Source organism: Streptomyces sp. HNM0645 (genome assembly GCF_030056615.1).
Lineage (GTDB): Bacteria > Actinomycetota > Actinomycetes > Streptomycetales > Streptomycetaceae > Streptomyces > Streptomyces marianii.
On record NZ_JASHLT010000010.1, the window covers coordinates 105,356 to 128,529 of the forward strand.

The window sequence follows — 23,174 nt, forward strand, 5'->3', positions numbered from 1 at the left end:
TCACCGCACGGCGAGCAGGTGCTCCATCGCCAGCTGGTCGAGACGCTCGAACGCCATGGACCGCTCGGCCGCCGCCCGCACGTCGAACTCCTCGTAGGCGGAGGCGTCGGCGAGCAGGCCCCGGAGACCGTCGGCTGCGGTGGGCCGAGCGAGTTCGTCGAGCCGGGACGCGGCCAGCGCCCGCCCGACCTCGGGATCGGCGCGGAAGGCGGCGGCGCGCTCCCTGAGGATCAGGTAGTTCCGCATGCAGTTCCTCGCCGACTCCCACACCCCGTCGAAGCCGTCGGTGCGCACCGGCTTGAAGTCGAAGTGGCGGGGGCCCTCGTAACCGGCGGTCTCCAGGAGGTCGACGAGCCAGAACGCCTGGCGCAGATCGCCGGCGCCGAAGCGGAGGTCCTGGTCGTACTTGATTCCGGACTGGCCGTTCAGGTCGATGTGGAAGAGCTTGCCCGCCCACAGCGCCTGGGCGATGCCGTGCGGGAAGTTGAGCCCGGCCATCTGCTCGTGGCCGGTCTCCGGGTTGACGCCGACCAGCTCGGGGCGCTCCAGGCGCTCGATGAAGGCGAGGGCGTGGCCGATGGTGGGCAGCAGGATGTCGCCGCGCGGCTCGTTGGGCTTCGGCTCGATGGCGAAACGCAGGTCGTAGCCCTGCTCGGTGACGTACTCGCCGAGCAGGTCGAACGCCTCCTTCATCCGGTCCAGGGCGACCCGCACGTCCTTCGCCGCGCCGGACTCGGCGCCTTCCCGGCCGCCCCAGGCGACATAGGTGGTGGCGCCCAGCTCGGCGGCGAGGTCGATGTTGCGGATCGTCTTGCGGAGTGCGAAGCGCCGGACGTCGCGGTCGTTGGCGGTGAAGGCGCCGTCCTTGAACACGGGGTGCGTGAAGAGGTTGGTGGTCGCCATGGGCACGGCCAGGCCCGTGCGCTCCAGGGCGGAGCGGAAGCGCTTGACGGCTGCCTCGCGCTCGGCGTCACCGGCGCCGAAGGGGATCAGGTCGTCGTCGTGGAAGGTCACGCCGTAAGCGCCCAGCGCCGCCAGCCGCTCGACGGACTCGACCGGGTCGAGGGCCGGGCGGGTCGCCCCGCCGAAGGGGTCCCGACCCTGCCAGCCGACGGTCCACAGACCGAAGGTGAACCTGTCCTGCGCGGTGGGAGCGTACTTCTCCGACATGGTGCTGCCCCTTGGGAGACGACTGTCAGGAATTTGTTTTCCCTCTAACCAATACCTCAGAGCTCGCCCTCTGCCAAGACCCACCCCATGGGTCGGGAGGCCGCGCTTACCCCGTTGCACAGGGCTTGACGTCTCCTGACGGCCTCGACATATTTTGTTTTTACGACAGTCAAAATTGGCCAGTGAGGTGCGCAGTGCCGTCATCGCCCGTCGTCATCGGCGTGGACAGTTCCACGCAGTCCACGAAGGCCGTCGTCATCGACGCCGACTCCGGCCGTCTGCTCGCCGCAGGGCGCTCGCCGCACACCGTCACGGGCAAGGGCGGGGCGCGGGAGACCGATCCCGAGGTGTGGTGGCGGGCGCTCCGGGAGGCCGTCGCCTCGGCCCTGGACGCGTCCGGGACCCCGGCCTCCGCCGTCACGGCGATCGCGGTCGCCGGACAGCAGCACGGACTCGTCGCCCTGGACGCCGCGGGGCGCCCGCTGCGTCCGGCACTGCTCTGGAACGACACCCGGTCCGCCCCGCAGGCCGCCGCCCTTGCCCGCGTCCTCGGGGGCGCGGACGCCTGGGCGGCCCGCACGGGTTCGGCACCCGTCGCCTCCATGACGGCGACCAAGTGGCAGTGGCTGCGCGAGAACGAACCACGGACCGCCGACGCCGCCGCCGCCGTACGGCTCCCCCACGACTTCCTCACCGAGCGGCTCGCGGGCACCGCCGTGACCGACCCCGGCGATGCCTCCGGCACCTGCTGGTACTCGGTCGCCACCGGCGCATACGACCCCGAACTTCTCGGCCTCGTCGGCCTCGATCCGGCGCTGCTGCCGACCGTCGCCGCGAGCGGCGCCGATCGGATCGGATCCCTGACCCGCTCCGCGGCCGAGACACTGGGACTGCCGGAGGGCATCGCCGTCGCCGCGGGAACGGGCGACAACATGGCGGCGGCCGTCGGGCTGGGCCTCGGCGGCACCGGGCTGCTCGACCACCCGGTGGTCAGCCTCGGCACCTCCGGCACGGTCTTCGCCGCCACCCGCACCCGCCCCTCGTCGCCCGCACTGGCCGGCTTCGCCACCACCGACGGCGGCCATCTGCCGCTCGCCTGCACCCTCAACTGCACGCTCGCCGTCGACAAGGTCGCCGCCCTGCTCGGGCTCGACCGCGAGGACGCCGAACCGGGCGGCGAGGCGGTACTGCTGCCGTACCTCGACGGCGAGCGCACCCCCGACCTCCCGCACGCCTCGGGGCTGCTCACCGGACTGCGGCACACGACCACACCGCGGCAACTGCTGGGCGCGGCCTACGAAGGCGCGGTGTTCACGGTGCTGCACGCCCTCGACCGGCTCCCCCTCGACGAAACCACCCTCGGCGACGGGGCGGCGAGCGGCGGTCCGCAGGGCTCCGGCGCGCACGAGCGGCCCCTGAGACTGATCGGGGGCGGCGCGCGGGGACGGTTCTGGGTCGACACCGTGCGCCGCCTGTCGGGCCGCGCCGTACTGATCCCGGAGTCGGAGGAACTCGTCGCGCTGGGAGCCGCCGCGCTCGCAGCGGGCGCGGCGAACGGGCGGGACCCGGTGGCCGTCGCGACGGCGTGGGGTACGGGACGCGGCCGCGAACTGCCCGCCGTCCCGAGGGACGAGGCCGCGTGGCGGCGGATCGAGGCCGTGCTCGCGGACGTCACGGCGCGGGCCGGGCGAGCGGGCGACTGAAGGGCCCGGGTGCGCCGCGGGCGGGCGTCCGCGGCGCACCCGGCCGGAAGACGCCGGTCGAAACCCGCCGCCCGAGCACCTGGAGCCGCCTGCCGGGTGACCACTTCGGGCCTCACGGGGCTTTCGAGTGAGGCCGACACTCCCGCTCGTTCGATGTTTTCCCGGTCGCCGGTCGCCGGGCCACCGTCCCGGCGACCGGCGAGGAGCGCGGGTCCCGCCGGCCCGGACGGCACGGCCGGGCAGCCTGCGGAGCACACCCGCCCCGGCCCCGTCCGGCAGGTCTGGCACGAAGCACTGAACAGTGGTTCACTGTTTCCATGCCGTACCGCAGGACGCCCGCCGTCGAGGACCGTCTGGCCGCCGCCAGGGAGCATCTGGTCGAACGCGCCACGTCCGTGGTCGCCGAGGCCGGATGGGCGAACGCGTCCGTCACCGCGGTCGCCGCCGCCGCCGGCATGTCGGTCGGCTCCGTCTACCAGCACTTCCCCTCCAAGCAGGCGCTGGCCGTCGAGGTGTTCCGCCGGGCCTCGGGCCACGAGGTCGACGTCCTCGGCGAGGTGCTCCGGGAGGGCAGCGGCGACCCGGTGGAGCGGCTGGCCCTCGGTGTCAGCGTCTTCGCGCGCCGCGCCATGGAGCGGCGCGGACTGGCGCACGCGCTGCTCGCCGCACCGGCCGAGCCGGCCGTCGGCCGGGAGCGACTGGAGTTCCGGCGCCGCTACCGCGCCGTGTTCGCCGAGGTCGTCCGGGAGGGCGTCGACGCCGGGCTGCTCCCCCGCCAGGACCCGGAGATCACCGCGGCCGCACTGACCGGTGCGATCGGCGAGGTGCTGGTGGACCCGCTCGCCGCTCCGGCGGAGGGGCCCGAGGCCGGCCGGCTGGTGGACGAACTGGTGGCGATGTCCCTGCGCTGTGCGGGCGCCCGGCCCGCGGCATGGCGCGACGACGACGGAGGACCTTCATGACCGCGACCACGGACGCGACCCCGCTCAGCAACCCCACCGCCCGCACGCACGAGGTGACCAACCAGCCGCCGCCGCTCACCGGTCACGACGTCGCCGAGGACCCCGTACTGCTGGAGGGACTGCGGCGCGAGGGTGCCGGCTGGTACGCCGACGACCTGCACCGACTCGGGAGACTCGCGGGATCGGAGCAGGTGCTGCGCTGGGCCGAGGAGGCCAACCGCCACGAGCCGGAACTGCGCACGCACGACCGCTACGGCAACCGGATCGACGAGGTCGACTTCCATCCCTCGTACCACTCGCTGATGGACGTGGCGATCCGCGAGGGCCTGGGCGGGGCGCCGTGGGCGGACGACCGGCCGGGCGCACACGTCGCCCGTGCCGCGGGCTTCATGGTGTGGAGCTCGGCCGAACAGGGCCACGGCTGCCCGGTGTCCATGACGTACGCCGTCGTGCCGGCTCTCCGGTCGGCACCCGAACTCGCCGCCGTCTACGAGCCGTTGCTCACCAGCCGGGTGTACGACCCGGGTCTGCGGGCGCCGGGCGGCAAGCGGGGACTCCTCGCCGGTATGGGCATGACCGAGAAGCAGGGCGGCACGGACGTGCGCGCCAACACCACCACGGCCACCGCACGACCGGACGGCAGCTGGCGGCTGCGGGGGCACAAGTGGTTCACCAGCGCTCCGATGAACGACCTGTTCCTGGTGCTGGCGCAGGCGCCGGGAGGGCTGTCCTGCTTCCTGGTCCCCCGGGTGCTGCCGGACGGCTCGCGCAACACCTTCCGCATCCAGCGGCTGAAGGACAAGCTCGGCAACCGCAGCAACGCCAGCAGCGAGCCGGAGTTCGACGACACCGTCGCCTGGCTGGTCGGTCGGGAGGGGCAGGGCGTACGGACGATCATCGACATGGTGACCATGACGCGGCTCGACTGCATCCTGGGCTCGGCGTCGGGGACCCGTGCGGCGCTGGCGCAGGCCGCACACCACGTACGCCACCGGGCCGTTTTCGGCGCCAAACTGATCGACCAGCCGCTCATGCGGAACGTGATCGCCGACCTGGGGCTGGAGTCGGAGGCCGCGACGACGCTCGCGCTCCGGGTCGCGGGCGCGGCGGACCGGGCGCAGCGCGGCGACGCGCAGGAGCGGGCCTTCCTCCGGCTGGCCACGGCCGTCGGGAAGTACTGGGTCTGCAAGCGGCAGCCCGCGGCGGTCGCGGAGGCGCTGGAGTGCCTCGGCGGCAACGGTTATGACGAGGCGTCCGGCATGCCGCGGCTGTACCGCGAGGCTCCGCTGAACGGCATCTGGGAGGGCTCGGGCAACGTCAACGCCCTCGACGTGCTCCGCGCGCTCGCCCGCGAGCCGGAGTCCCTGGAGGCGTTCCGGGCGGAGATCGAGGCGGCCGCGGGCGCGGACGCGCGACTTGACGAGGCATGGCGGACGCTGCGCGGCGAACTGGTGCTCACCGCCGACGCCGAACTGCGCGCACGGCGGCTCGTCGAGCGCCTCGCCCTGGTGTTGCAGGGCTCCCTCCTCGTCCGCCACGCGCCGCCCGCCGTGGCCGACGCGTTCTGCGCCTCCCGCCTGGCAGGCGACACGGGCTTCGCCTTCGGCACCCTCCCGCCGACCGCCGACCTCGCCACGATCCTCACCCGGGTACCGGGCGCGACGCTCTGAGGCACCGGCGGCTCCCGCCCGGCGCGCGGCTCGCCGCACGACCCCACCGGCCGGAGCGGACCGGTGCGGGCACGACGGCACCGGTCCGCCGGCGTCGGTCCGGCAGCGAAGCACAGCCCGGCGGCGCGGCACCGGCGCGGAGGTGTCGGCCCGGCACCGCGGCACGACCGGTACCGGCGCGGTGCGGCGGCCCGGTACCGGCGCGCGGCACGGCACCGAGACGTGGACCGGGGCACCGGCCCCCCGCGCCGGTACCGGATCGCCCGCCCGGCGCGAGGCGAAACCGCGCCGCGCGGTCCGAACGACGCCGCCGCCCGCCGTCACCGCACCGACTCCTCCGGCGGCCTTTCGCGCAGAGCACCGTAGGCGAGGAAGTACGCAGGGAGCCGATTGAGCCGGCGGGAGGTGGTGATCAGCTCGGTCAGGTGCTTGGCCAGCCGGGGGTTGCCGAGGGCGGGCCGCCCGGCGAGCAGGGGCTCGATGACCCTGGCGTGCGCCAAGCGCTGGAGGGCCTGCGTCCCCGCGGTGGTGGGCCACCGGCGGCGCTGGACGCCGCGTACGTCCTCGAGGCGCACCCGGTCCTCGCCCAGAGGGCCGACGAGATGGCGTGCGGCGGCCACCGCGTCCTCGACGGCGAGGTTGATGCCGATGCCGAAGACCGGTGACATGGCGTGGGCGGCGTCGCCGATGCACAGCAGCCCCGGACGGTGCCAGCGCCGCAGCCGGTCGAGCCGTACGTCGAGCAGCTTCACGTCGTCCCACGAGGTGAGCGCGTGCGTCCGGTCCGAGAGCCAGGGCGCGGCGGAGGTGAACCGCGCCATGAACCGGTCCAGGCCCTCGGCACGCCGCTGCGCGTCGGTGCCCTTGGGGATCAGCGCGGCGATCTGCCAGTAGTCGCCGCGGTCGATGAGTGCGCTGAAGAACCGGTCGCCGACCCCGCCCACCAGCCCGCTCGGGTCGCCCTCGTGCCGGGGGAGCCTGAACCACCAGGCGTCCATCGGGCAGTTGAAGTTCTCCAGGCCGAGTTCGGGCAGCGTCCTCGCGATCGAGCCCCGGCCGTCGCACGCCACGGTGAGCGTGGCCCGCAGTTCGCCGGTGCGGCCGTCGGAGGTGCGGTAGCGGACGCCGTTCACCCGCCCGCGTTCCATGAGGAAGGAGGTCGCCTCGGTGTTCATCCGGACGGAGAAGGAGGGTTCCCGGCCCGCCTCGTCCACGAGGAGGTCGAGCAGGTCCCACTGGGGCACCATCGCGATGTAGTTGTACTTGCCCCGGAGAGCGCCGATGTCCCCGACGGTGATCAGCGAACGGTCCGGTCCGATGGGCAGCTGCACCGTCGTCACCCGGCGCTGCGGCAGCCGGGCGAACCGCTCGGCCAGCCCCAGATCGTCCAGCAGCGCCAGGGTGGAGGGGTGCACGGTGTCGCCACGGAAGTCGCGCAGGAAGTCGCCGTGCTTCTCCAGGACGGCGACGTCCACCCCGGCCCGGGCCAGCAGCAGGCCGAGAACCATGCCCGCAGGCCCTCCACCCACCACGCAGCACGTGGTCCGTTCCATGGGAACCGCTCCCTTCGACGGAATCCCGGGGTCAGCAACAATTGGACATATACCCTCAAGCTGGACACTCATGGCACGGACGGCCGTGCCGCTTCCCGGGAGGCAACATGAGCGAGCAGCCGGTCCTTCTGCCCTACGCCGACCCCGACTTCGTCACGGATCCCTTCCCGCTCTACCGCCGGCTACGCGAGGAGGGCCCGGTGCGGCGGGCCGTGATCGCGGGCGGCGTGGAGGCCTGGCTGGTCACCCGCTACGAGGACGGCCTCGCGGCCCTGTCGGACTCCCGGCTGAGCAGCGACGTCCGCGACGCCTCGGACCCGCGGCTGATGCGGCAGCTGCCCTCGACGGAGCGCGAGTCGATGGTGAGCAACATGCTGCGCTCCGATCCACCCGACCACACCCGGCTGCGCCGACTGGTCTCGAAGGCGTTCACCGCGCGCCGGGTGGCGGAGATGCGGCCCAGGATCCAGGAGATCACCGACCGGCTGCTCGACGGGCTGCTGCCCGCCGGACGGGCGGAACTCGTCGCGGACTTCGCACTGCCGCTCCCGGTCACCGTCATCAGCGAACTCCTGGGCGTCCCACTGGACGACCGGCACGAGTTCCAGCGCTGGACCGACGACATGCTGCTGCGCCGGGCGGAGATGCCGGACCCGGCCGTGGTGGACTCGGCATGGCAGCGCATGCGCGCGTATCTGACCGGGCTCATCGCGGACAAGCGGTCCCGGCCGGGTGACGACCTGCTGAGCGCCCTGATCACCGCCCGCGACGAGGAGCAGCGGCTGAACGAGGACGAGCTGATCGCCATGGCGTTCCTGCTCCTCGTCGCCGGGTACATCACCACGGTCAACCTGATCGGCAGCGGCATCGCGGCACTGCTCGCCCATCCCGACCAGATGGCGCTGCTGCGGGACGCCCCGGAGCTGCTGCCCGGCGCCGTCGAGGAGTTCCTGCGGTACGACGGGCCCGTCAACCCCGGAATCGCGAGGTTCGCGCGCGAGGACGTGGAGATCGCCGGGGTGACCGTCCCGAAGGGCGCGACGGTGCTGATCGCCTCGGCCATCGCCGACCGCGACCCGGCGCGGTTCGCCGAACCGGACCGGCTGGACATCACCCGGCGCGACAACGCGCACCTCGCCTTCGGGCACGGTGTCCACTACTGCCTGGGGGCCCCGCTGGCCAGGTTGGAGGGGCAGATCGCCATCGGCTCCGTGCTGCGGCGCCTCCGCGACCTGGCGCTGGCCGTGCCGCCGGAGGAACTGCAGTGGAGGCCGGGCGGGCTGAGGGGTCCGGCGCGGCTGCCGGTCACGTTCACGGCGACGGACGGGCACCGCCCCGGCTCCACCCCGGGACGACGGGACGCCGCCGGGTCCGCCCCGGGGGAGATCGCACCGTTCGGCACGGGCTGACGGGCTGACGGGCTGACGGGCTGACGGGCTGACGGCAGCCGACCCCGGGCAGGGCGCCCCACGCGACCGAGGCTGCGCGGAGTGGCTCGTCAGGGAGGCCCCGGGGCCTCCCTGCGGCGCGCCGCTCCACCATGCGCGGAAGAGCCGGTGGCGATACCGGGCCCGGGCCGGACGCGCACGGCGTCCGGCCCGGCGGAGCCGCGCTCACCCACACGTCACCCCACCTGCCGGACCGGGGCGGGCCGTCAGTGCGGTGCCGTCAGGCGGGGATGTCGATCATCCCCAACGGGGGGCTGGTGGGCTGCAGCGAACCTCCGACCGGCTCGATGGTGATACCGACCGCCGTCGCTCCCGAGACCGGGCCGTTCAGCATCTGCATGTCCTGAGCCTCGGCACCGCTGACCAGCCCGGCGGGCCGGTAGGAGCCGTCCTCGCTGAACCACAGGGCGTACGTCTGCCCGACGGGCAGCGGCGGAACTCCCGTCGCGAAGAACACCGCCGCGTCCTGGCTCCGGGAGACGGCGATGGTGCCGGTGCCGCCGTCCGCAAGCTGCTGGGTGTGGAGCTCGACATCCGGCGCGGCGAGCACGTCGGCCACACCCGCGTACCGCTCCTCGGCCCAGTGCAGCTGGGAGCGCGCCTGTTCGGCGGCCTGGTACTGCCAGGTGGCGACCCCACCGAACGCCACGGCCAGCACCGCGCAGGCCGCGAGGGCCAGTTGCATGATCCGCGGGACGGGAGAGCGCCCGGTGCCGGACGGAACCGGCTCCCCGACGGCGGGCCGGGCGTGCGAAACCTCCCCCGCGGGCTGTTCACGCGGGACGCGGGGAGCGTACGGGGCCTGGGAGGTGACGGCGATCCGCTCCAGCACCCTGCGCCGCAGGTGCTCCGGAGGCTCGGCCGTGACCGGCTGGGCGAGGCGTGCCGCCGAGTCCGAGAGTTCCGCGGCCTCGCGCGCGCAGTCCGCGCAGGACGCGAGGTGCTCCTCGAAGGCCCTCCGCTCGTCCTCGGGCAGCGCGTGCAGCACGTAGGCGCCGGCAGCGGAGTGCAGCTCGTCGCCGTTCCTGTCCCGGACCTCGCTCATGGCCGCACCTCACCCTCGTACAGACAGTCACGCAATCGCATCAGCCCGTCACGCATCCGGGCCTTCACCGTGCCCAGCGGCTGGGACAGGTACTCGGCCACCTCCCGGTAGGTGAGCCCGTGGTAGTACGCCAGGACGACCGACTCCCGCTGGAGCTCGGTCAGCGACTGCAGACAGCGCCGGACCTGCTGCTGCTCCAGGCCGGTCTCGACCTGCTCGACCACGTCGTCGAACGGCGGCACGGACTCCAGCAGAGCCACTCTGCGCTCCCGCTCGACCCTGGCCTGTGACGACCGGACCCGGTCCACCGCACGCCGGTGGGCCAGCGTCAGGACCCAGGTCAGGGCGCTGCCCTGCTCGGGCCGGAACCGGCCGGCCGTGCGCCACACCTCCACGAGCACGTCCTGGGTCACCTCCTCGGACTGGGCCGGATCTCTCAGGACCCTGCGGACGAGGCCCAGTACGGGGCCGCTGACCGCCTCGTAGACGGGTACGAACGCGCCCTGGTCGCCGCGCCCCACCAGGACCATGAGCTCGTCCAGTCCGAGCTTGGCCAGTTGTTCGGCGGCGTCGGGATCCGCATCAGGTGGCGACACTCGCGCCCCCTCGCTGCTCGTGGGCACCAGGGGTGCCGTACAGGCTCGTTCGTCACCATGCCACCACCGATCGGAAGGGGCCGCACGCCTGGAGCTGCGAGGGGAGACCGGAGGTGTCCGGCGACATGTCACGTCCACCGTTCACCTCTCATCCGCCACCTGCCCGGTTCTCTGTTCGTCACTCACACACGTCCTCGTTCAGCGGCCACCCGCCCCCTGACGCGTCCACACGCCCTCGGCCGGCGGTCACGAGCCCTCATTCGGGGGTCGCCCGCCATGCGTCGGACCGGCCAGCGGTCGCGGCCGGTCAGCCGCGGTCGCCGCCGTCGCGGCAGTCCCAGCGCCCCCGGACCCACTCGTCCTCCCAGTGGTCCTTGACCCACTTCTGCTTCCAGTGGCCCTTGCGCCATTCGCAGCGGTCCCAGTCCGGGCCACCGGAGTCGGCCGCGAGGTGGGAGACCCGCGCGGGGGCGGTGGGCTCGGACGAGGCCACCGCGGTGCCCGAGGACGCCGCGGCCAACCCGCCGACGAACACACCCGTGGCCGCCGCAGCCGCCGCGAGACGGCGCACCCGGAGGGAAACGCCCATCTGACCCACCTTTCTCCCGGGGCCTTCCGGATGTCCCCGTCGGGGGACCGTCCGGACCGCCGGACACGGAACCCGCTCGGCGTCGCTGCCGTGCGTACGTGACACGAGTAGTTCGAAGCCGAGCCGTCTTCGGATAGGCGCCCGAAGCGAAGAAGACGGAATTCGCGGCACCGGGCGGCCACTCCGGCCGTTCTGCGCGAGCCGCGTCCCGAAGGGTTCGGAGAGCGCCGCGAAGGCGCCTATCGGCTGGCTGCCGCCCAAAGGGTGAATAGTCGGCGTGTCGCCACCCGAAGAGCGGACGGTGTACCTCGAATGCGACGTTCTCGGCTGGTGCGAAGCCGCAATCCGTCTGACGGTGAATTCGTCGCTGCTGCGATCCGATGAGCCGACGATGTGTCAGCCCTCGCAGTCGCGGCGAAAGGAATGGGATCTCATGCGCTCTGCCCGCACCCTGTGCGCCTCGGCCGCCATTACCGCGGTCCTGACGATTGCCGCACCTACCGCTTACGCGATGACTCTGGCCGAGGACTGGGGCCACGACAACGGTTCTTCGTCCAGCAACCACGAGGGCAAGAAGGACGACGACAAGAAGGACGACCACGGCAAGGGCGACCACGACAAGAAGTGGGACAAGAAGGACCACCACAAGCAGTGGGACAAGAAGGACCACCACAAGAAGTGGGACAAGGACGACCACGACTACGACGACGATGACGACGATGACGACGACGACGATGACGACGGGCCCAAGGGCAGCGTCGACGCCGGCGGCGGCTTCCTGAGCCGGGCCGTGGCCGAGGACGACGACAAGAAGGACGACCACGACAAGGGCGACCACGACAAGGGCGACCACGACAAGAAGTGGGACAAGAAGGACCACCACAAGAAGTGGGACAAGGACGACCACGACTACGACGACGATGACGACGATGACGACGACGACGATGACGACGGGCCCAAGGGCAGCGTCGACGCCGGCGGCGGCTTCCTGAGCCGGGCCGTGGCCGAGGACGACGACAAGAAGGACGACCACGACAAGGGCGACCACGACAAGGGCGACCACGACAAGAAGTGGGACAAGAAGGACCACCACAAGAAGTGGGACAAGGACGACCACGACTACGACGACGATGACGACGATGACGACGACGACGATGACGACGGGCCCAAGGGCAGCGTCGACGCCGGCGGCGGCTTCCTGAGCCGGGCCGTGGCCGAGGACGACGACAAGAAGGACGACCACGACAAGGGCGACCACGACAAGGGCGACCACGACAAGAAGTGGGACAAGAAGGACCACCACAAGAAGTGGGACAAGGACGACCACGACTACGACGACGATGACGACGATGACGACGACGACGATGACGACGGGCCCAAGGGCGGCGTCGACGCCGGCGGCGGTTTCCTCGCATCCGTCATGAACGACGAGTGGGGCCAGGGCTCGAAGCAGGAAGAGAACGGGTCCAAGCAGGAAGAGGGCTCGAAGAAGGACGACAACGGGTCCAAGCAGGAAGAGGGCTCGAAGAAGGACGACAACGGGTCCAAGCAGGAAGAGGGCTCGAAGAAGGACGAGTACGGCAAGAAGGACGACGAGAAGAAGGACTACGGGAAGAAGGACGACGAGAAGAAGGACTACGGCAAGGACGACCACGACAAGAAGTGGAAGCACAAGGACCACGACAAGGGCGACGACCACGACTACGACGACGACGATGACGACGACGATGACGACGACGACCCGAACGGTGGCGTCGACGCCGGAGGCGGCGGCCTCGCGATGAACAACGGCAGCCTGGCTGCCGGTTCGCTGCTCATGCTCGGCGGCATCGGTGCCGGCGCCTGGAAGCTGCGCCGTCGTGGCGTGACCGGTACCTCGGCCTGATCGAGGTCGCATCACCTGCAGCTCGCTGCGCTGTCGCGGCCGCCGTCCTCTCCGGACGGCGGCCGCGGCGATGCGTTTCCCAGCCCCGATCCGGATCTCCCCGCCGCGTCCCGGCACACGAAAGGCCTCTCGCATGAACGCCAGGCAACCGCTCGGCTCGCAGACGCCCCCCGAGCCCGCGTCGTCCCGCTCCCTCGGCCAGACCCTCCTGTGGCCGGTGCTGGCGGCCGCGATGGGCGGACTGCTCTGCTACAACTCGCTCGGCGGCCAGACGGCAAACACCCCTCAGGCCCGCCCCGCGTCGCCCGCACCCGCGCCCGTCAGCCCACCGAAGGCCGCTCCCGTCCACCCGCCGCTGCCGCGCTCCGTCCCGACCCGTATCGCCATCCCGGCCATCTCGGTCAGCGCCCCCTTCACCGTGCTGACCCTCAACAAGGCCGGGCAGTTGAACGCGCCGCCGCCCAACGACAAGAACCTGGTGGGCTGGTACGGGAAGGGCGCCACCCCGGGCGAGAAGGGCACGTCCATCCTCGCGGGTCACCTGGACACCATGACGGGGCCCGCGGTGTTCGAGTCGCTCAGCGCGCTCAAGCCCGGCAACAAGATCGACATCACCCGCCAGGACCGCAAGGTGGCCACGTTCAAGGTCGACACGGTGGAGACCTTCAGCAAGGCCGCCTTCCCCAGCGCACGGGTCTACAACGACGCGCCGACCGCTCAGCTGCGTCTGATCACCTGCGGCGGTCTCTATGACAAGAAGACCAAGGACTACAAGGACAACGTCGTCGTGTTCGCCCATCTCGACTCCGTCAGGAACGGCTGAACCACCGGGAGCGGTCCGGGACGGGACGGGCCGGCACCGGCGAGGTGACCCGGCGCCGATGACGGCGGTCGTTCCCCGCTCGCCACTCCGGGGCCGGTCCCGGATTCCCTCCGGGGTTCCTCCCGCAACACGCCTGCCCGGGAAGCGGGACAACCAGCTGCCGGATCAGGTTGTCCTGTGCGACTGTTGGCGATCGGTCCCCGGAGCCGCCCCCCGGGGGGGGCCGGGCCGTCGTGTGGTGCGCGGCAGTGACGCCGGGCGCCGTGCGGCCGTGGAGGGCGTCCGGTTTGTGAGGCTGTTGGCCGGCGGCTCCGGCCCAGGGGTTGACCGGAGCCGCCGGGGGCGTCCGAGGGGAGCGGACTGCCCGAACGGAACACCGTGGGGCCGACGAGGAGGAGTGTCGTCCGCAGTGCCACACGCAGTAAATATATTTACCGCCAAGTAAGCAAGGGCATGAAAAAATTCATGCTCTTCTGGACATGAAAGTACCCCTTTCCTCCCGCCGGGGGGGGCGGTGCCGCCCGTCAGTCCTCGAGGAAGAAGTCGTGCTGTTCGGCGGCGTGCTCGTACTGCTCCAGCCGCCGCTGCGTGCGTTCGGGGTCCGCGTCCACCATCGCCTGGAGGATCGCCGCCGACAGCACACCGGGCGCCGAGTAGGAGTCGAAGACGAGTCGCGAGCCGGTGCCGGCGGTGAGGGCCACGTCGACCTCGTCCACGAGCGGGCCCAGGGTGAGGTCCGTGATGAGGGCGGTCCGCAGACCCGTACGCCGGGCGGCCCGCACCGCCGACAGGGTCTCCTTGGCGTGCCGGGGCATCGCGAAGGCCAGCACCCAGGTCCCGCCCGCCTCGCGCGACTGCAGCAGCGCGTCGTACGCCACGCTCCCGCCCCGCGACACCAGCCGAACGTCCGGGTGGATCCTCCGGGCGGCGTAGGCGAAGTACTCGGCGAGCGAGGTGGAGATCCGCAGCCCGAGGATCGTCAGCGGCACCGACCGGGCCAGCTCTCTGCCGACCTCGAGCACCTGGCCGGTGTCGGCGAACCTCCGGCGCAGGCTCTCCAGGTTCGCGATCTCGGCGTCGACCGCCGTCTGCAGTTCGTTGCGATGGCTCTCGCCCGCCTCCGGGGAACCGGCGACCGCGCTGAGCGCGATGGGCTGCAGCGCCTCACGCAGCGCCGGGTAGCCGCTGAAGCCCACAGACGACGCGAAACGCGTCACCGAGGGCTGGCTGACACCCACACGGTCCGCGAGATCGGTGATCGACAGAAAGGCCGCTTCGGTGAGGTTGTCCGTGATGTACTGCGCGATACGCCGCTGCCCGGGTGACAGCCGGTGTCCGCCGAACAGCGCACGGACCCTCTCCACAGGAGCCGGCTCCGCGTCCGGAGTCTGTCTTCCCGGCGTGATCGCAGACGCCTGTGCGCGCGCCCGCTGCCCTGATGGCACCGTGTGCCTCCCTCTCGTCCCGCTCTCGCTCAACATAGCTCACCATGCGTGGTCGCCCGCGGGACTCTTCGTACAACCGGAAGGCCCTCCGGTCGTACGACCGGAGGGTCCCGGCCGCCCTGACAGGGCGGCCGGGACCCTCACGGGGAAGCGTGCCTCAGCTCAGGGGACCGAGGTCGCGGCTCGGGCCTCCGGAGGTCCGTGCGGGGCGCAGCGTGCCGGGGCGGTCGGTCATGGCGGCCATGGCCACGCCGAGGCAGAGGGCCACGATGCCGACGATGACGTTGCTGACGACACTGCCGGTGACGGCGACGTTCCCGGCGACGATCCACGGGGAGAAGATCGTGAAGGCGCCGATCACGATGGCGCACCAGGCCATGGCGTGGGTCCGCTCGTAGGCCGAGCCGAACCCGCCCAGGCACAGGGCGAAGGCGACACCGCAGATCAGGTTGGTCACGGCCAGGGTGGTGAGGCCGTTGAAACCGACGATCCACGGCGAGGCCGCGAGGTAGAGGCCCGTGAGGAGGGCCAGCGTTTCTGTCACCTGGCCGCGCGGCGACGCGGTGGCGCGTTCGAAGCGCGCGCGCATCTCTGCGAGATCAGGGTGCTGCTCGATACTCGGTTGGTGTGTGGTCATGCGGGCCGCCTCCTTCGGAAGCATCAAATCGGCCCCTTTCCCCTGCCATGAAACGCTTCTCGGGCGAATCCCTCAATCCCCTGGCACTCCCCCGGCAGCCGCCGGCAGCCCCCCGGCGGGACGGTGCGGCGGCCCTTCGGCGGCCGGCCGGTGGTGCAGCCGGCGGGGCGGGCTCAGCGCAGGGTCTGTCCGGCCTGGGGAGGGGTCGCACCGGAGGTCTGGTCCGGGGCCACGAGCGACTCCGCGAGGGGGATCCGGGCGAGGGTGAAGACGCCGACGGTGATCAGCGCGAGCCCCAGCAGCTCCGGTAGCAGCCACCAGCCGGTGCGCACGTGCTCCTCGTAGAGGGTGACGCCGAGCAGGAGGCTCAGCGTGGCGTCGCCGAGGGTGAGCGCGGGTTGGGAGGCGACCAGCGGGCCCGCCTGCAGGGCGTTCTCCAGCAGGAACAGCGCGGTGCCGCCGGCGACCGCGAAGGCGTACACCTCCCAGGAGGTGAAGAAGGCCACGGCTCCCTCGTCCTCGAGGATGTGGGTCGCCGACTTCATGAGGGCCGCGGTGAGGGAGTAGCTGATGGCGGTGGCCGTGCCGAGGAGGGCGGCGCGGGTGCGCCCCACGGGCCGTCTCAGGGCGACGGCCGACAGCGTGACCACCGCTCCCCCGCAGAGGGCGAGCGCGGGCAGCCAGCGGTCCAGGGGCACCTGTGTGCGGTTGCCGGTGGGGGACGCCGCAGCCAGGGCGATGCCCAGGCCCACCACGACGAGGCCCACGGCGCCCCAGCCCACCGGGGGCAGATGACTGCGCATCACGAGCGAGGCGACAATGAGTGCGAGCGGCAGTTCGAGGACGAACAGGGGCTGGACGATCGCCATCGGCCCCGTGTTCAGCGCCAGCGCCTGGCACACCCCCGCCACGAGAACGGCGGCGATCCCGGCCAGCCAGAGGGGACGGCGCAGCAGATCGAGCATCAGCCCGGGCCGGAAGCCGCTGGAGCTGGGCACCTTGAGGGCTTCCTGGCGCTGCAGCACGGTGGCGACGGCGTTGCTGAGCGCCGAGGCGAGGGCGAAGCCCACCGGCACCAGGAGTGCCTGCACCGTCCGTTCCTCCCGCCTCCGCCCCCGTGGCCGCTGTGGTTCCTGCCATCGTGACCCCGGCGCGGGTCCCGCCGCGATCGGGGAGGGCGGGGCTGCGGTCCGAACGGGGTGGCCGGGGCCGGCCTCAGCGCGAGGTCCACCCGTCCGCCCGCCACGGGTCCGCCTGCCCGCCCTCCGCGGGCGGAACGCCGCGCGGCCGTCCCCACGAGGTCCGCAGGGCCGCCGTCACCGCGAACTCCGCCGGGCTGCGGTCCGTTCGGGGGCGGCCGACAATGGGCAACGAGTCGCTGTCCGGCCCGCCCACGACGCCGCGGCGGCGTCGGCCCGAGAGGAACGTGCTCATGCGCGCTGAATCTTCGCCGGCCGCGCGGACGGGGGCCTTCATCGCGGTCGCCCTGTCCCGCGTCCGGCTCGTCCTGGCGGCGTCCGTGGTTCCGATGGCCGTACGCCACCGGCTCGCGGTCCACGGCAGGGTCCCACCGCTCGCCTCTGGCGCGCCATGCGGAAGGGGCCTGCCGTGAAGAGCGGGGCCGAACGGACGGAGATCCTCCATCGGTCGCTGCGGGTGTCCCTCGCCGCGTCCGCGGGCTTCTACCCGTTCCTGTACGGGCTGCACGATCCGGAGCTGGCGCTGTACGCGCTGTTCGCGCCGATCGCCCTCGGTCTGCTGTCCTCGATCCCCGGGTCCGGGCGGCAACGGGCCGCGGTGATGCTGAAGGCGCTGCCGGTGGGCCTGGTGCTGGTGGCGCTGGGAACCGTGCTGGCGGTGGCGACCTGGGCGGCGGTGCTCGGGATGCTGGTCGTGGGCTTCCTCCTCGCCTTCGCGGCGATCGCGGGGCCGCGGCCGGCGGGCGCCGCGCCGGGACTCCAGCTCTTCTACATCCTGGCCTGCTTCCCGCCGTACGAGCCGCAGACCCTGTGGCTGCGACTGGCCGGACTCACCTTCGGAGTGGTGGTGCTGGCGCTGTGCGAGCTGTTCCTGCTGCCGCGGCAGGCGGGCCCGACGTACCGGTCGACCCTCGCGGAGGCCGTGGCCACGGCCGGCGACACCATCGCCGGACGCATCAGCCTCTCCCCCGAGGCTCTGCGGACCGCCGGCTCGCGCCTGCGGCTGTCGAAGATCCCGCCCGCGGAGCGCCCGGCGGGCCCGGGCCGTGCGGTGCGCGGACTGTCCCAGGCCGGGTCCGCCACCCGTCGGCTGCTGGAGCAGCTGGCCCATCAGACCGAGACCGGGGAACTGCGCCGGCTCGTCCGGGACGGTGCCGAGGCCGGTGTGCGCGGCGCGGAGCGCACCGACTCGGCATCCGGCTCGCTGCTGCCGCGGGTGGCGGCCCTGTGCGACGAGACCGCCGCCGCCCTGCGGGCGGGGCGGCCCGCCCCCGGCCCGCAGCGGATGGACGAGGCGATCGACGCCTTCCAGCAGACGCGCGTCCGGCAGGCGACGGGGCCGGCGGCCGACGTCCCCCCGGTGCCGGTGCTGCGCCGGCAGGCGGCGCTGCTGGCCGTCGCCGAGTCGGTGCGGATCCTGGAGATCTCCGTACGGGTCGGCCTCGACGGGCGGCGCACCCCGCCGATCGAACCCCGGGAGCTGTTCTGGTACGCCGAGTCATCCACCCCGCAGCTGTGGATCCGCCGGGTCACCGGCAACATGACGCTCCGCTCGGTGCAGTTCCAGAACGCGGTGAGGATCGCGCTGGCCCTCGCTGCCGCCCGGTTCGTCGCCGGTTCGCTGGACCTGACCCACGGCTTCTGGGTGCTGCTGGCGGTACTGACGCTGAGCCGGACCACCGTCGGCCAGACCTGGGCGGTCATCCGCGAGGCGGTCGCCGGCAACCTGGTGGGGGCCGTCGCGGCGGGCGCCCTGCTCATCGGCCTGGGGCAGCACACCGGGGTGTACGCCGTGCTCCTCGCGCCGGGCATGCTGATCGCGTTCGCGCTCGGGCCGCTGCTGGGCATCGCCTGGGCACAGGGGCTGTTCACACTGGTGGTGGCCACCGCGTTCGCCCAGATCGCGCCGGCGTCCTGGCGGCTGGCCGAGGCGCGGATCGTGGACGTGGTGACCGGGAGCGCCATCGGACTGCTGTGCGCGTTGCTCGCCTGGCCCGCCGGCGCCAGGCGGGAGGTGCGCAGGACCATGGCAGGGCTGCTGCGGGAGTGCGGACCGCTGATCAGGGGCACCGTCGCCGTTCTGACGGCCTCGCCGCCGGGCTCGGTGCCTCCCCCGCCGACGCTCCCCGCGCTGCACCGGCTGACCCTCGCCGAGTCCGCCTACGCCCAGTTCCGCAGCGAGCCGGTGGGTAGCAGGCCCGTCCTGGCCGACTGGCACGGCGTGCTGATCGCGGCCAACCAGATCCTGCTCGGCGCCCACTGGTTGCCGCGTTTCGACCTGCCCGCGCACGCCCTGCCCCCGGACGCCGCCGACCGGGCCTCTGCGGACGCCCGGGCGCTGGCGCGGTGCACCGACCGGCTCTCCGCCCTGTGCACCGGTGAGCGGCCGCCGCCCGTCGGGACCCGGCCGGACGCCTCCCCGCCGCCCGGGCCGCCGCTGCCGGCGCTGGTCGACCTCGACGTGTGGTTGCGCAGCCTCGACGCCCAGCTCGCCCAGATCGAGGCCCAGCTGCCCGACCCGGTCCGCCGGGCGGCACCGGGCACCTCGGAGCCGGGCTCCGCGGGCTCGGTGTCCGGTCCCGGCGGGCCCGGAAGGTAGGGCCCGCGCCCGTGTCCGGCCGGAGCCTCCGCACCGCGCCGCGCCCCCCGGAGCCCTGCGGTTGGGCTCGCCGCGCGGGCCGGTCCGCGAGCCTCCTCCGGGCGGCTCCCGCGGCCCGCGGTCACGCCGGACCGGCCGGCGGACGGCGGCGGACCGGACCGGGCCGCACGGGCCCTCCCGGGCGGTCCGCTTCCCTGGGCCCCCGCCCGGGGCTCCCCGCCCGCTGATGCGCGCGGGGAGGCTGTGGAGGAAGCTGGGGTCACGGCCACGCGGGGGAGGAGGTGAGGGGTGTGGCCACCGGCCCATGGGACCGGCTCCAGGGCCGTCACGGGCTCCCCACCGCAGACGCCGACGAGACCCCCGGTCTGCCCGGGGGCCAGGACCTGTGGGACAGCGCGGCCGGGGTCGCGGTCCTGGACGCCGATCTGCGCTACCGCTACGCCAACCCCGCCTTCTGCCGGATCACCGGCGAGTCCGCGGCCGGTGCCGGCGGCCGGCTGCCGAGCCCCGGCGCGGAGCAGTACCTGGGCACCCCCACCGGACTGCCGGCCGAGGTGCTCGCCGACGGCGTCCCCCGCACCCGGGTCACCGGTCCCGGCGGGCGCTTCCACACCACCTGCCTCCGGCTGGAGAACGAGGGCACCGTCACCGGGCTGATGTGTGTGGTGGCCGAGTCCTCCGCGCCCCGGCTCGAGGAGGAACTGGCCCGGGCCGACGCTCGCCTCGCCGCGGCTGACGAGGCCGTCGAGCGGATCGGCACCTCCCTCGACGAGGCCGCCACCTGCCGCGAACTGGCGGAGTTCCTGGGCTCGTGGATCGCGGAGGCCGCCGCCGTGGAACTGCTCCGGCCGCCTGCGAAGAACGGCGCGCCGCCCTCGCGGCGGCCCTCCCCGGCGATGACGCGCCGCGCCGCCGGGTCCGGGGCCGTGGAACTGCTCGCCGACGGCGACCGGCTCCGGCCGCGGGCGGAGTCCGCCGCCGCGCGCGCCGTCGAGTCCGGGCTGCCTGCGGCGGAGTACGACGCCGCCGCGCGCGCCGCGGTCCTCGCCGTCCCGCTGATCGGGCCTCCGGACGGCGGCGGACCGGGCGGGCCCGTCCTGGGCCTGACGCTGCTGGCCCGTACCGGAGCGGCGTTCACCGGCCACGACATCACCGTCGCCCGGCACGCGGCGCGCCGCGCGGCCGTCGGCGTCGTGCACGCTTGGGCGTTCGCCGCCGAGCAGGGCAAGTCCGTGGAGCTCCAGCGGGCCCTGCTGACCGAGCCTGGCAAGCCGCACCCCAATCTGCGGTTCGCGACCCGCTATCTGCCGGCGGGCAGCCTCAACATCGTGGGCGGCGACTGGTTCGAGACCGTGCGCCTCCACTACGGCCGCACCCTCCTCGTCATGGGCGACGTCATGGGGCACGGCGTGGAGGCGGCCGTCGAGATGAACACGTACCGGTCGATGCTGCGCGACGTGGCCGCCGCCGATCTGCCGCCGCACCGGGTGCTGCGGCAGCTGGACATCGCCATATTCGAGACCATGGCCCGGCCGGCGACGTGCCTGCTGGTCCGGGTCGACCCTGCGCGCGGGCTCGGTTCCTTCGCGAGCGCCGGTCACCTGCCGCCCGTGGTGTTCACCCCCGACGGGCACGCCGAGCTCGTGGACGTACCCGCCGGGCCCCCGCTCGGCACCGGTGTGGGCGGCTACGAGCTGGTCACCCGGTCGCTGACGCCGGACGACACGCTGCTGCTGTACACCGACGGTCTGGTCGAGCGACGCGGCGAGGACATCGACGACTCGCTGCGGAGGCTGGTCGGGGTGCGGCTGCCGTGCACGGCCACGGTGGACGAGATGGTCGACTCGGTGGTCCGTGAGCTGGACGCCGAGCACGCGGAGGACGACGTGGCGCTGCTCGCGGCCCGTGTCCGCCCGCGCCGCCCGCACCCGGCGGAGGAGCGGCCGTTCCTGGGCGGGGCGCGCTGACCGCGCCGCCCGGGAACGGCCGGCGGGAGCGTTTCACGTGCCCGCGCCGCCGCCCAGAACCAGCCGCCGCTTCGGCGGCGGCGCCGGCCGCGGGGACCTGCGCGGAGAGTGCGACACGCTCGCGGGGCTGGGCGAACGCCCTCGGCGGTCCGGCCGTCACGGGNCAGCCGCCGCTTCGGCGGCGGCGCCGGCCGCGGGGACCTGCGCGGAGAGTGCGACACGCTCGCGGGGCTGGGCGAACGCCCTCGGCGGTCCGGCCGTCACGGGCGTGTTCAGGGGCCCTGACGTCGGGCGGGGGCAGACACAGCGCACCCGCGTGCGCCTCGGCCTCGTCCGTCGTGCCGGAGGGCACCGGGGAGAGCGCCGGCCGCGGGCCGCGCCCGCGGGGCCAGGTCCGGACGGGGCCGCGGGGTCGTCCGCCGCCTCGGGCCCACCTCACCCGGCGCCGACGTGGTCACGGCACCCGGGCCGGCGACGTGGGCGTCCCGGCGGGCGGGACGACGGCGTCCGGCAGCGACGGCGGTACGGGCACCTCGTCCTGGGGCGGTGGGCCCGAGGTCGGTGGCGGGTTGCCGGGGACGGTCTCCGGCGTCGCCGGTGGCGGCGGCGCGGGCGGTTCCTCGGACGCGGGGCCGGTCGGTGGCTCCGCGGGCGGCTCGCTGACGGTGGTCTCCTCCGGGGGGCGGCCCGGCGCGGTCTCCTCCCCCGGGCTGCGCGGCCCGGGCGTGGCGGTGCCGTCGGTGGCCGGGCCGGGCGGCGACGTGCCCGATCCGGGGCGCTCGCGCTCCGGGCTTCCGGAGGCGTCGTCGGACGGGCTGGCGGTCGCCTCCTCGGGCGGGACGAGGACCGGGGTCGACGGGTCCTGCGGCGGTGGGGCCGGTTCGTCCTTCGCCCCGTCGTCGCCCCTCTCCCGGGCGAAGTAGTCGTGCTCCGCGGGGTCGTACACGACGAAGACCTCGACGGGCCGCGGCGCCGGGGTGACGGCAACGGTCTCGGCCGGGTTGTAGCCGGGCCAGGCGTCGCCCCTGCGCTCCGCGGGGCCGCGGACGAAGACCGGCGGCAGCAGCGGGTTCCCACAGGCGCAGCGCACGCGGGGCACGCCACGGTCGTCGACGAGAACGGCGGTGCCGGTCTGCAGGACGGCCTGGTACGGGCGGGCCGCGCCGTCCGTGAAGCCGTGGTTGGTGACCCGGGTGTCCATCCGCCGGGTCACGGGGGTCAGGGAGCGCAGATACGCGGGGACGGCGGCCGGCGCGAGCCCGATGGCCGAGGCGAAGGCCCGGTTCCGGTCCGGCTGGTCGGCGAGGAGCCGGATCTGCTGCTCGGTGTCGCAGCTGGCGGTCTTCTCCGTGCCGCCGTAGAGGCCGGGCGTCGCACCGTCCACTCCCCGGGTGACGTTGGCGCCGGCCGGGGACGGGCTCGCCGGCGAGGCGGGCAGTTCGGCACGCGGCTGCGGGGTCCGGGGGACCTTCGCCGTCGACCGGGTGAAGGGCTCGGGGCCGGTCGCGGACGCGGCCTGGAGCTGGATCTCGGTGCCGGCCCCGCCCGTGCCGCCGGGCCGGGTGAGGACGACGGCGAGCGCGGCGGCCACGACGACGGCCGCAGTGAGCACGGCGATCGTCGGGACCGAGCGCCACCAGGGGCCCGAACCGCCCGGGCCGCCGCCCGCGGGGCCGGACGGTCCACCGCCGGGGGGCGCGGGCGGAGGTGGTGGGGGTGTCGCCTCCCCGCCCGAGAGCGGGCCGGAGGGAGGTCCTGCGGGTCGCCCCGACGGCGGTTGCGCGCTCACGGGCCCTACTTCCCAGACCGGGACGTCCGTTCCCCGGAAGGTCCCGGATCCACCGGCCGTGCCGGAGATCGAGAGTGGCTTTCCCCCAATTGTG

18 protein-coding genes are annotated in these 23,174 nt (G+C 73.7%); 9 read left to right on the plus strand and 9 right to left on the minus strand.

Annotation, left to right across the window (positions count from 1 at the left end; all coding sequences use genetic code 11):
• On the minus strand, positions 1 to 1,170 hold the full coding sequence (xylA, locus tag QMZ92_RS08745) for a xylose isomerase (RefSeq protein WP_283296658.1): 1,170 nt from the start codon (positions 1,168 to 1,170) through the stop codon (positions 1 to 3).
• Positions 1,171 to 1,364: 194 nt separating this feature from the next.
• Here xylA and xylB point away from each other — a divergent pair, with 194 nt between their 5' ends.
• From xylB to QMZ92_RS08760, 3 genes are all read left to right on the plus strand, one after another.
• Complete coding sequence (gene xylB, locus QMZ92_RS08750) at positions 1,365 to 2,873, plus strand: xylulokinase (protein ID WP_283296659.1); 1,509 nt, start codon at positions 1,365 to 1,367, stop codon at positions 2,871 to 2,873.
• A 317-nt stretch (positions 2,874 to 3,190) separates the two neighbouring features.
• Positions 3,191 to 3,835, plus strand: a complete 645-nt coding sequence (locus QMZ92_RS08755) for a TetR/AcrR family transcriptional regulator (RefSeq protein ID WP_283296660.1) — start codon at positions 3,191 to 3,193, stop codon at positions 3,833 to 3,835.
• On the plus strand, positions 3,832 to 5,505 hold the full coding sequence (locus QMZ92_RS08760) for an acyl-CoA dehydrogenase family protein (RefSeq protein WP_283296661.1): 1,674 nt from the start codon (positions 3,832 to 3,834) through the stop codon (positions 5,503 to 5,505). The genes QMZ92_RS08755 and QMZ92_RS08760 overlap by 4 nt, the downstream gene beginning before the upstream one ends.
• 320 nt (positions 5,506 to 5,825) lie before the next feature.
• On the opposite strand, the gene QMZ92_RS08765 is transcribed toward QMZ92_RS08760, so the two are convergent.
• Positions 5,826 to 7,058, minus strand: a complete 1,233-nt coding sequence (locus QMZ92_RS08765; RefSeq protein WP_283296662.1) for an FAD-dependent oxidoreductase — start codon at positions 7,056 to 7,058, stop codon at positions 5,826 to 5,828.
• 107 nt (positions 7,059 to 7,165) lie between these two features.
• Between QMZ92_RS08765 and QMZ92_RS08770 the strand changes: the two genes are divergently transcribed.
• Positions 7,166 to 8,467 (plus strand): cytochrome P450 family protein, encoded by a 1,302-nt coding sequence (locus tag QMZ92_RS08770; RefSeq protein ID WP_283296663.1) that lies wholly within the window; start codon positions 7,166 to 7,168, stop codon positions 8,465 to 8,467.
• A 259-nt stretch (positions 8,468 to 8,726) separates the two neighbouring features.
• Here QMZ92_RS08770 and QMZ92_RS08775 read toward each other — a convergent pair whose 3' ends face one another.
• From QMZ92_RS08775 to QMZ92_RS08785, 3 genes are all read right to left on the minus strand, one after another.
• Entirely contained in the window at positions 8,727 to 9,551 is an 825-nt protein-coding gene (locus QMZ92_RS08775; RefSeq protein ID WP_283296664.1) for an anti-sigma factor, read from the minus strand.
• The gene (gene sigK, locus QMZ92_RS08780; RefSeq protein WP_283296665.1) at positions 9,548 to 10,147 is read right to left on the minus strand and encodes an ECF RNA polymerase sigma factor SigK; all 600 of its coding nucleotides are present in this window, start codon (positions 10,145 to 10,147) and stop codon (positions 9,548 to 9,550) included. Before sigK ends, QMZ92_RS08775 begins: the two co-directional genes overlap by 4 nt.
• A gap of 307 nt (positions 10,148 to 10,454) precedes the next feature.
• Positions 10,455 to 10,736 (minus strand): hypothetical protein, encoded by a 282-nt coding sequence (locus tag QMZ92_RS08785; protein WP_283296666.1) that lies wholly within the window; start codon positions 10,734 to 10,736, stop codon positions 10,455 to 10,457.
• A 433-nt stretch (positions 10,737 to 11,169) separates the two neighbouring features.
• On the opposite strand from QMZ92_RS08785, the gene QMZ92_RS08790 reads away from it, so the two are divergent.
• Both QMZ92_RS08790 and QMZ92_RS08795 read left to right on the plus strand, forming a co-directional pair.
• The gene (locus tag QMZ92_RS08790) at positions 11,170 to 12,621 is read left to right on the plus strand and encodes a hypothetical protein (RefSeq protein WP_283296667.1); all 1,452 of its coding nucleotides are present in this window, start codon (positions 11,170 to 11,172) and stop codon (positions 12,619 to 12,621) included.
• Positions 12,622 to 12,754: 133 nt separating this feature from the next.
• Positions 12,755 to 13,444, plus strand: a complete 690-nt coding sequence (locus QMZ92_RS08795; protein WP_283296668.1) for a class F sortase — start codon at positions 12,755 to 12,757, stop codon at positions 13,442 to 13,444.
• Between the two features lie 524 nt (positions 13,445 to 13,968).
• Here the strand turns inward: QMZ92_RS08795 and QMZ92_RS08800 are convergent.
• The 3 genes from QMZ92_RS08800 to QMZ92_RS08810 form a co-directional block, all read right to left on the minus strand.
• On the minus strand, positions 13,969 to 14,889 hold the full coding sequence (locus QMZ92_RS08800; RefSeq protein WP_283296669.1) for a MurR/RpiR family transcriptional regulator: 921 nt from the start codon (positions 14,887 to 14,889) through the stop codon (positions 13,969 to 13,971).
• Between the two features lie 157 nt (positions 14,890 to 15,046).
• Entirely contained in the window at positions 15,047 to 15,526 is a 480-nt protein-coding gene (locus QMZ92_RS08805) for an SPW repeat protein (protein WP_283296670.1), read from the minus strand.
• Between the two features lie 173 nt (positions 15,527 to 15,699).
• The gene (locus QMZ92_RS08810; RefSeq protein WP_283296671.1) at positions 15,700 to 16,617 is read right to left on the minus strand and encodes a DMT family transporter; all 918 of its coding nucleotides are present in this window, start codon (positions 16,615 to 16,617) and stop codon (positions 15,700 to 15,702) included.
• 341 nt (positions 16,618 to 16,958) lie between these two features.
• Between QMZ92_RS08810 and QMZ92_RS08815 the strand changes: the two genes are divergently transcribed.
• From QMZ92_RS08815 to QMZ92_RS08825, 3 genes are all read left to right on the plus strand, one after another.
• A complete protein-coding gene (locus tag QMZ92_RS08815) occupies positions 16,959 to 17,138 on the plus strand; it encodes a hypothetical protein (RefSeq protein WP_283296672.1) in 180 nt (59 codons plus the stop codon).
• Entirely contained in the window at positions 17,135 to 19,324 is a 2,190-nt protein-coding gene (locus QMZ92_RS08820; protein WP_283296673.1) for an FUSC family protein, read from the plus strand. The genes QMZ92_RS08815 and QMZ92_RS08820 overlap by 4 nt, the downstream gene beginning before the upstream one ends.
• Before the next feature lie 290 nt (positions 19,325 to 19,614).
• A complete protein-coding gene (locus QMZ92_RS08825) occupies positions 19,615 to 21,291 on the plus strand; it encodes a SpoIIE family protein phosphatase (RefSeq protein WP_283296674.1) in 1,677 nt (558 codons plus the stop codon).
• Positions 21,292 to 21,745: 454 nt separating this feature from the next.
• On the opposite strand, the gene QMZ92_RS08830 is transcribed toward QMZ92_RS08825, so the two are convergent.
• Positions 21,746 to 23,080 carry a DUF6777 domain-containing protein gene (locus QMZ92_RS08830; protein ID WP_283296675.1) on the minus strand — a complete coding sequence of 445 codons (1,335 nt, stop codon included), beginning with the start codon at positions 23,078 to 23,080 and terminating at the stop codon, positions 21,746 to 21,748.
• Positions 23,081 to 23,174 lie beyond the last annotated feature (94 nt).

Coding starts and splice junctions, on each gene's coding strand:
- xylA (WP_283296658.1), bottom strand. CDS start 1,170: ATGTCGGAGAAGTACGCTCCCACCGCGCAGGACAGGTTCACCTTCGGT.
- QMZ92_RS08755 (WP_283296660.1), top strand. CDS start 3,191: ATGCCGTACCGCAGGACGCCCGCCGTCGAGGACCGTCTGGCCGCCGCC.
- QMZ92_RS08760 (WP_283296661.1), top strand. CDS start 3,832: ATGACCGCGACCACGGACGCGACCCCGCTCAGCAACCCCACCGCCCGC.
- QMZ92_RS08765 (WP_283296662.1), bottom strand. CDS start 7,058: ATGGAACGGACCACGTGCTGCGTGGTGGGTGGAGGGCCTGCGGGCATG.
- QMZ92_RS08770 (WP_283296663.1), top strand. CDS start 7,166: ATGAGCGAGCAGCCGGTCCTTCTGCCCTACGCCGACCCCGACTTCGTC.
- QMZ92_RS08775 (WP_283296664.1), bottom strand. CDS start 9,551: ATGAGCGAGGTCCGGGACAGGAACGGCGACGAGCTGCACTCCGCTGCC.
- QMZ92_RS08785 (WP_283296666.1), bottom strand. CDS start 10,736: ATGGGCGTTTCCCTCCGGGTGCGCCGTCTCGCGGCGGCTGCGGCGGCC.
- QMZ92_RS08790 (WP_283296667.1), top strand. CDS start 11,170: ATGCGCTCTGCCCGCACCCTGTGCGCCTCGGCCGCCATTACCGCGGTC.
- QMZ92_RS08795 (WP_283296668.1), top strand. CDS start 12,755: ATGAACGCCAGGCAACCGCTCGGCTCGCAGACGCCCCCCGAGCCCGCG.
- QMZ92_RS08805 (WP_283296670.1), bottom strand. CDS start 15,526: ATGACCACACACCAACCGAGTATCGAGCAGCACCCTGATCTCGCAGAG.
- QMZ92_RS08815 (WP_283296672.1), top strand. CDS start 16,959: ATGCGCGCTGAATCTTCGCCGGCCGCGCGGACGGGGGCCTTCATCGCG.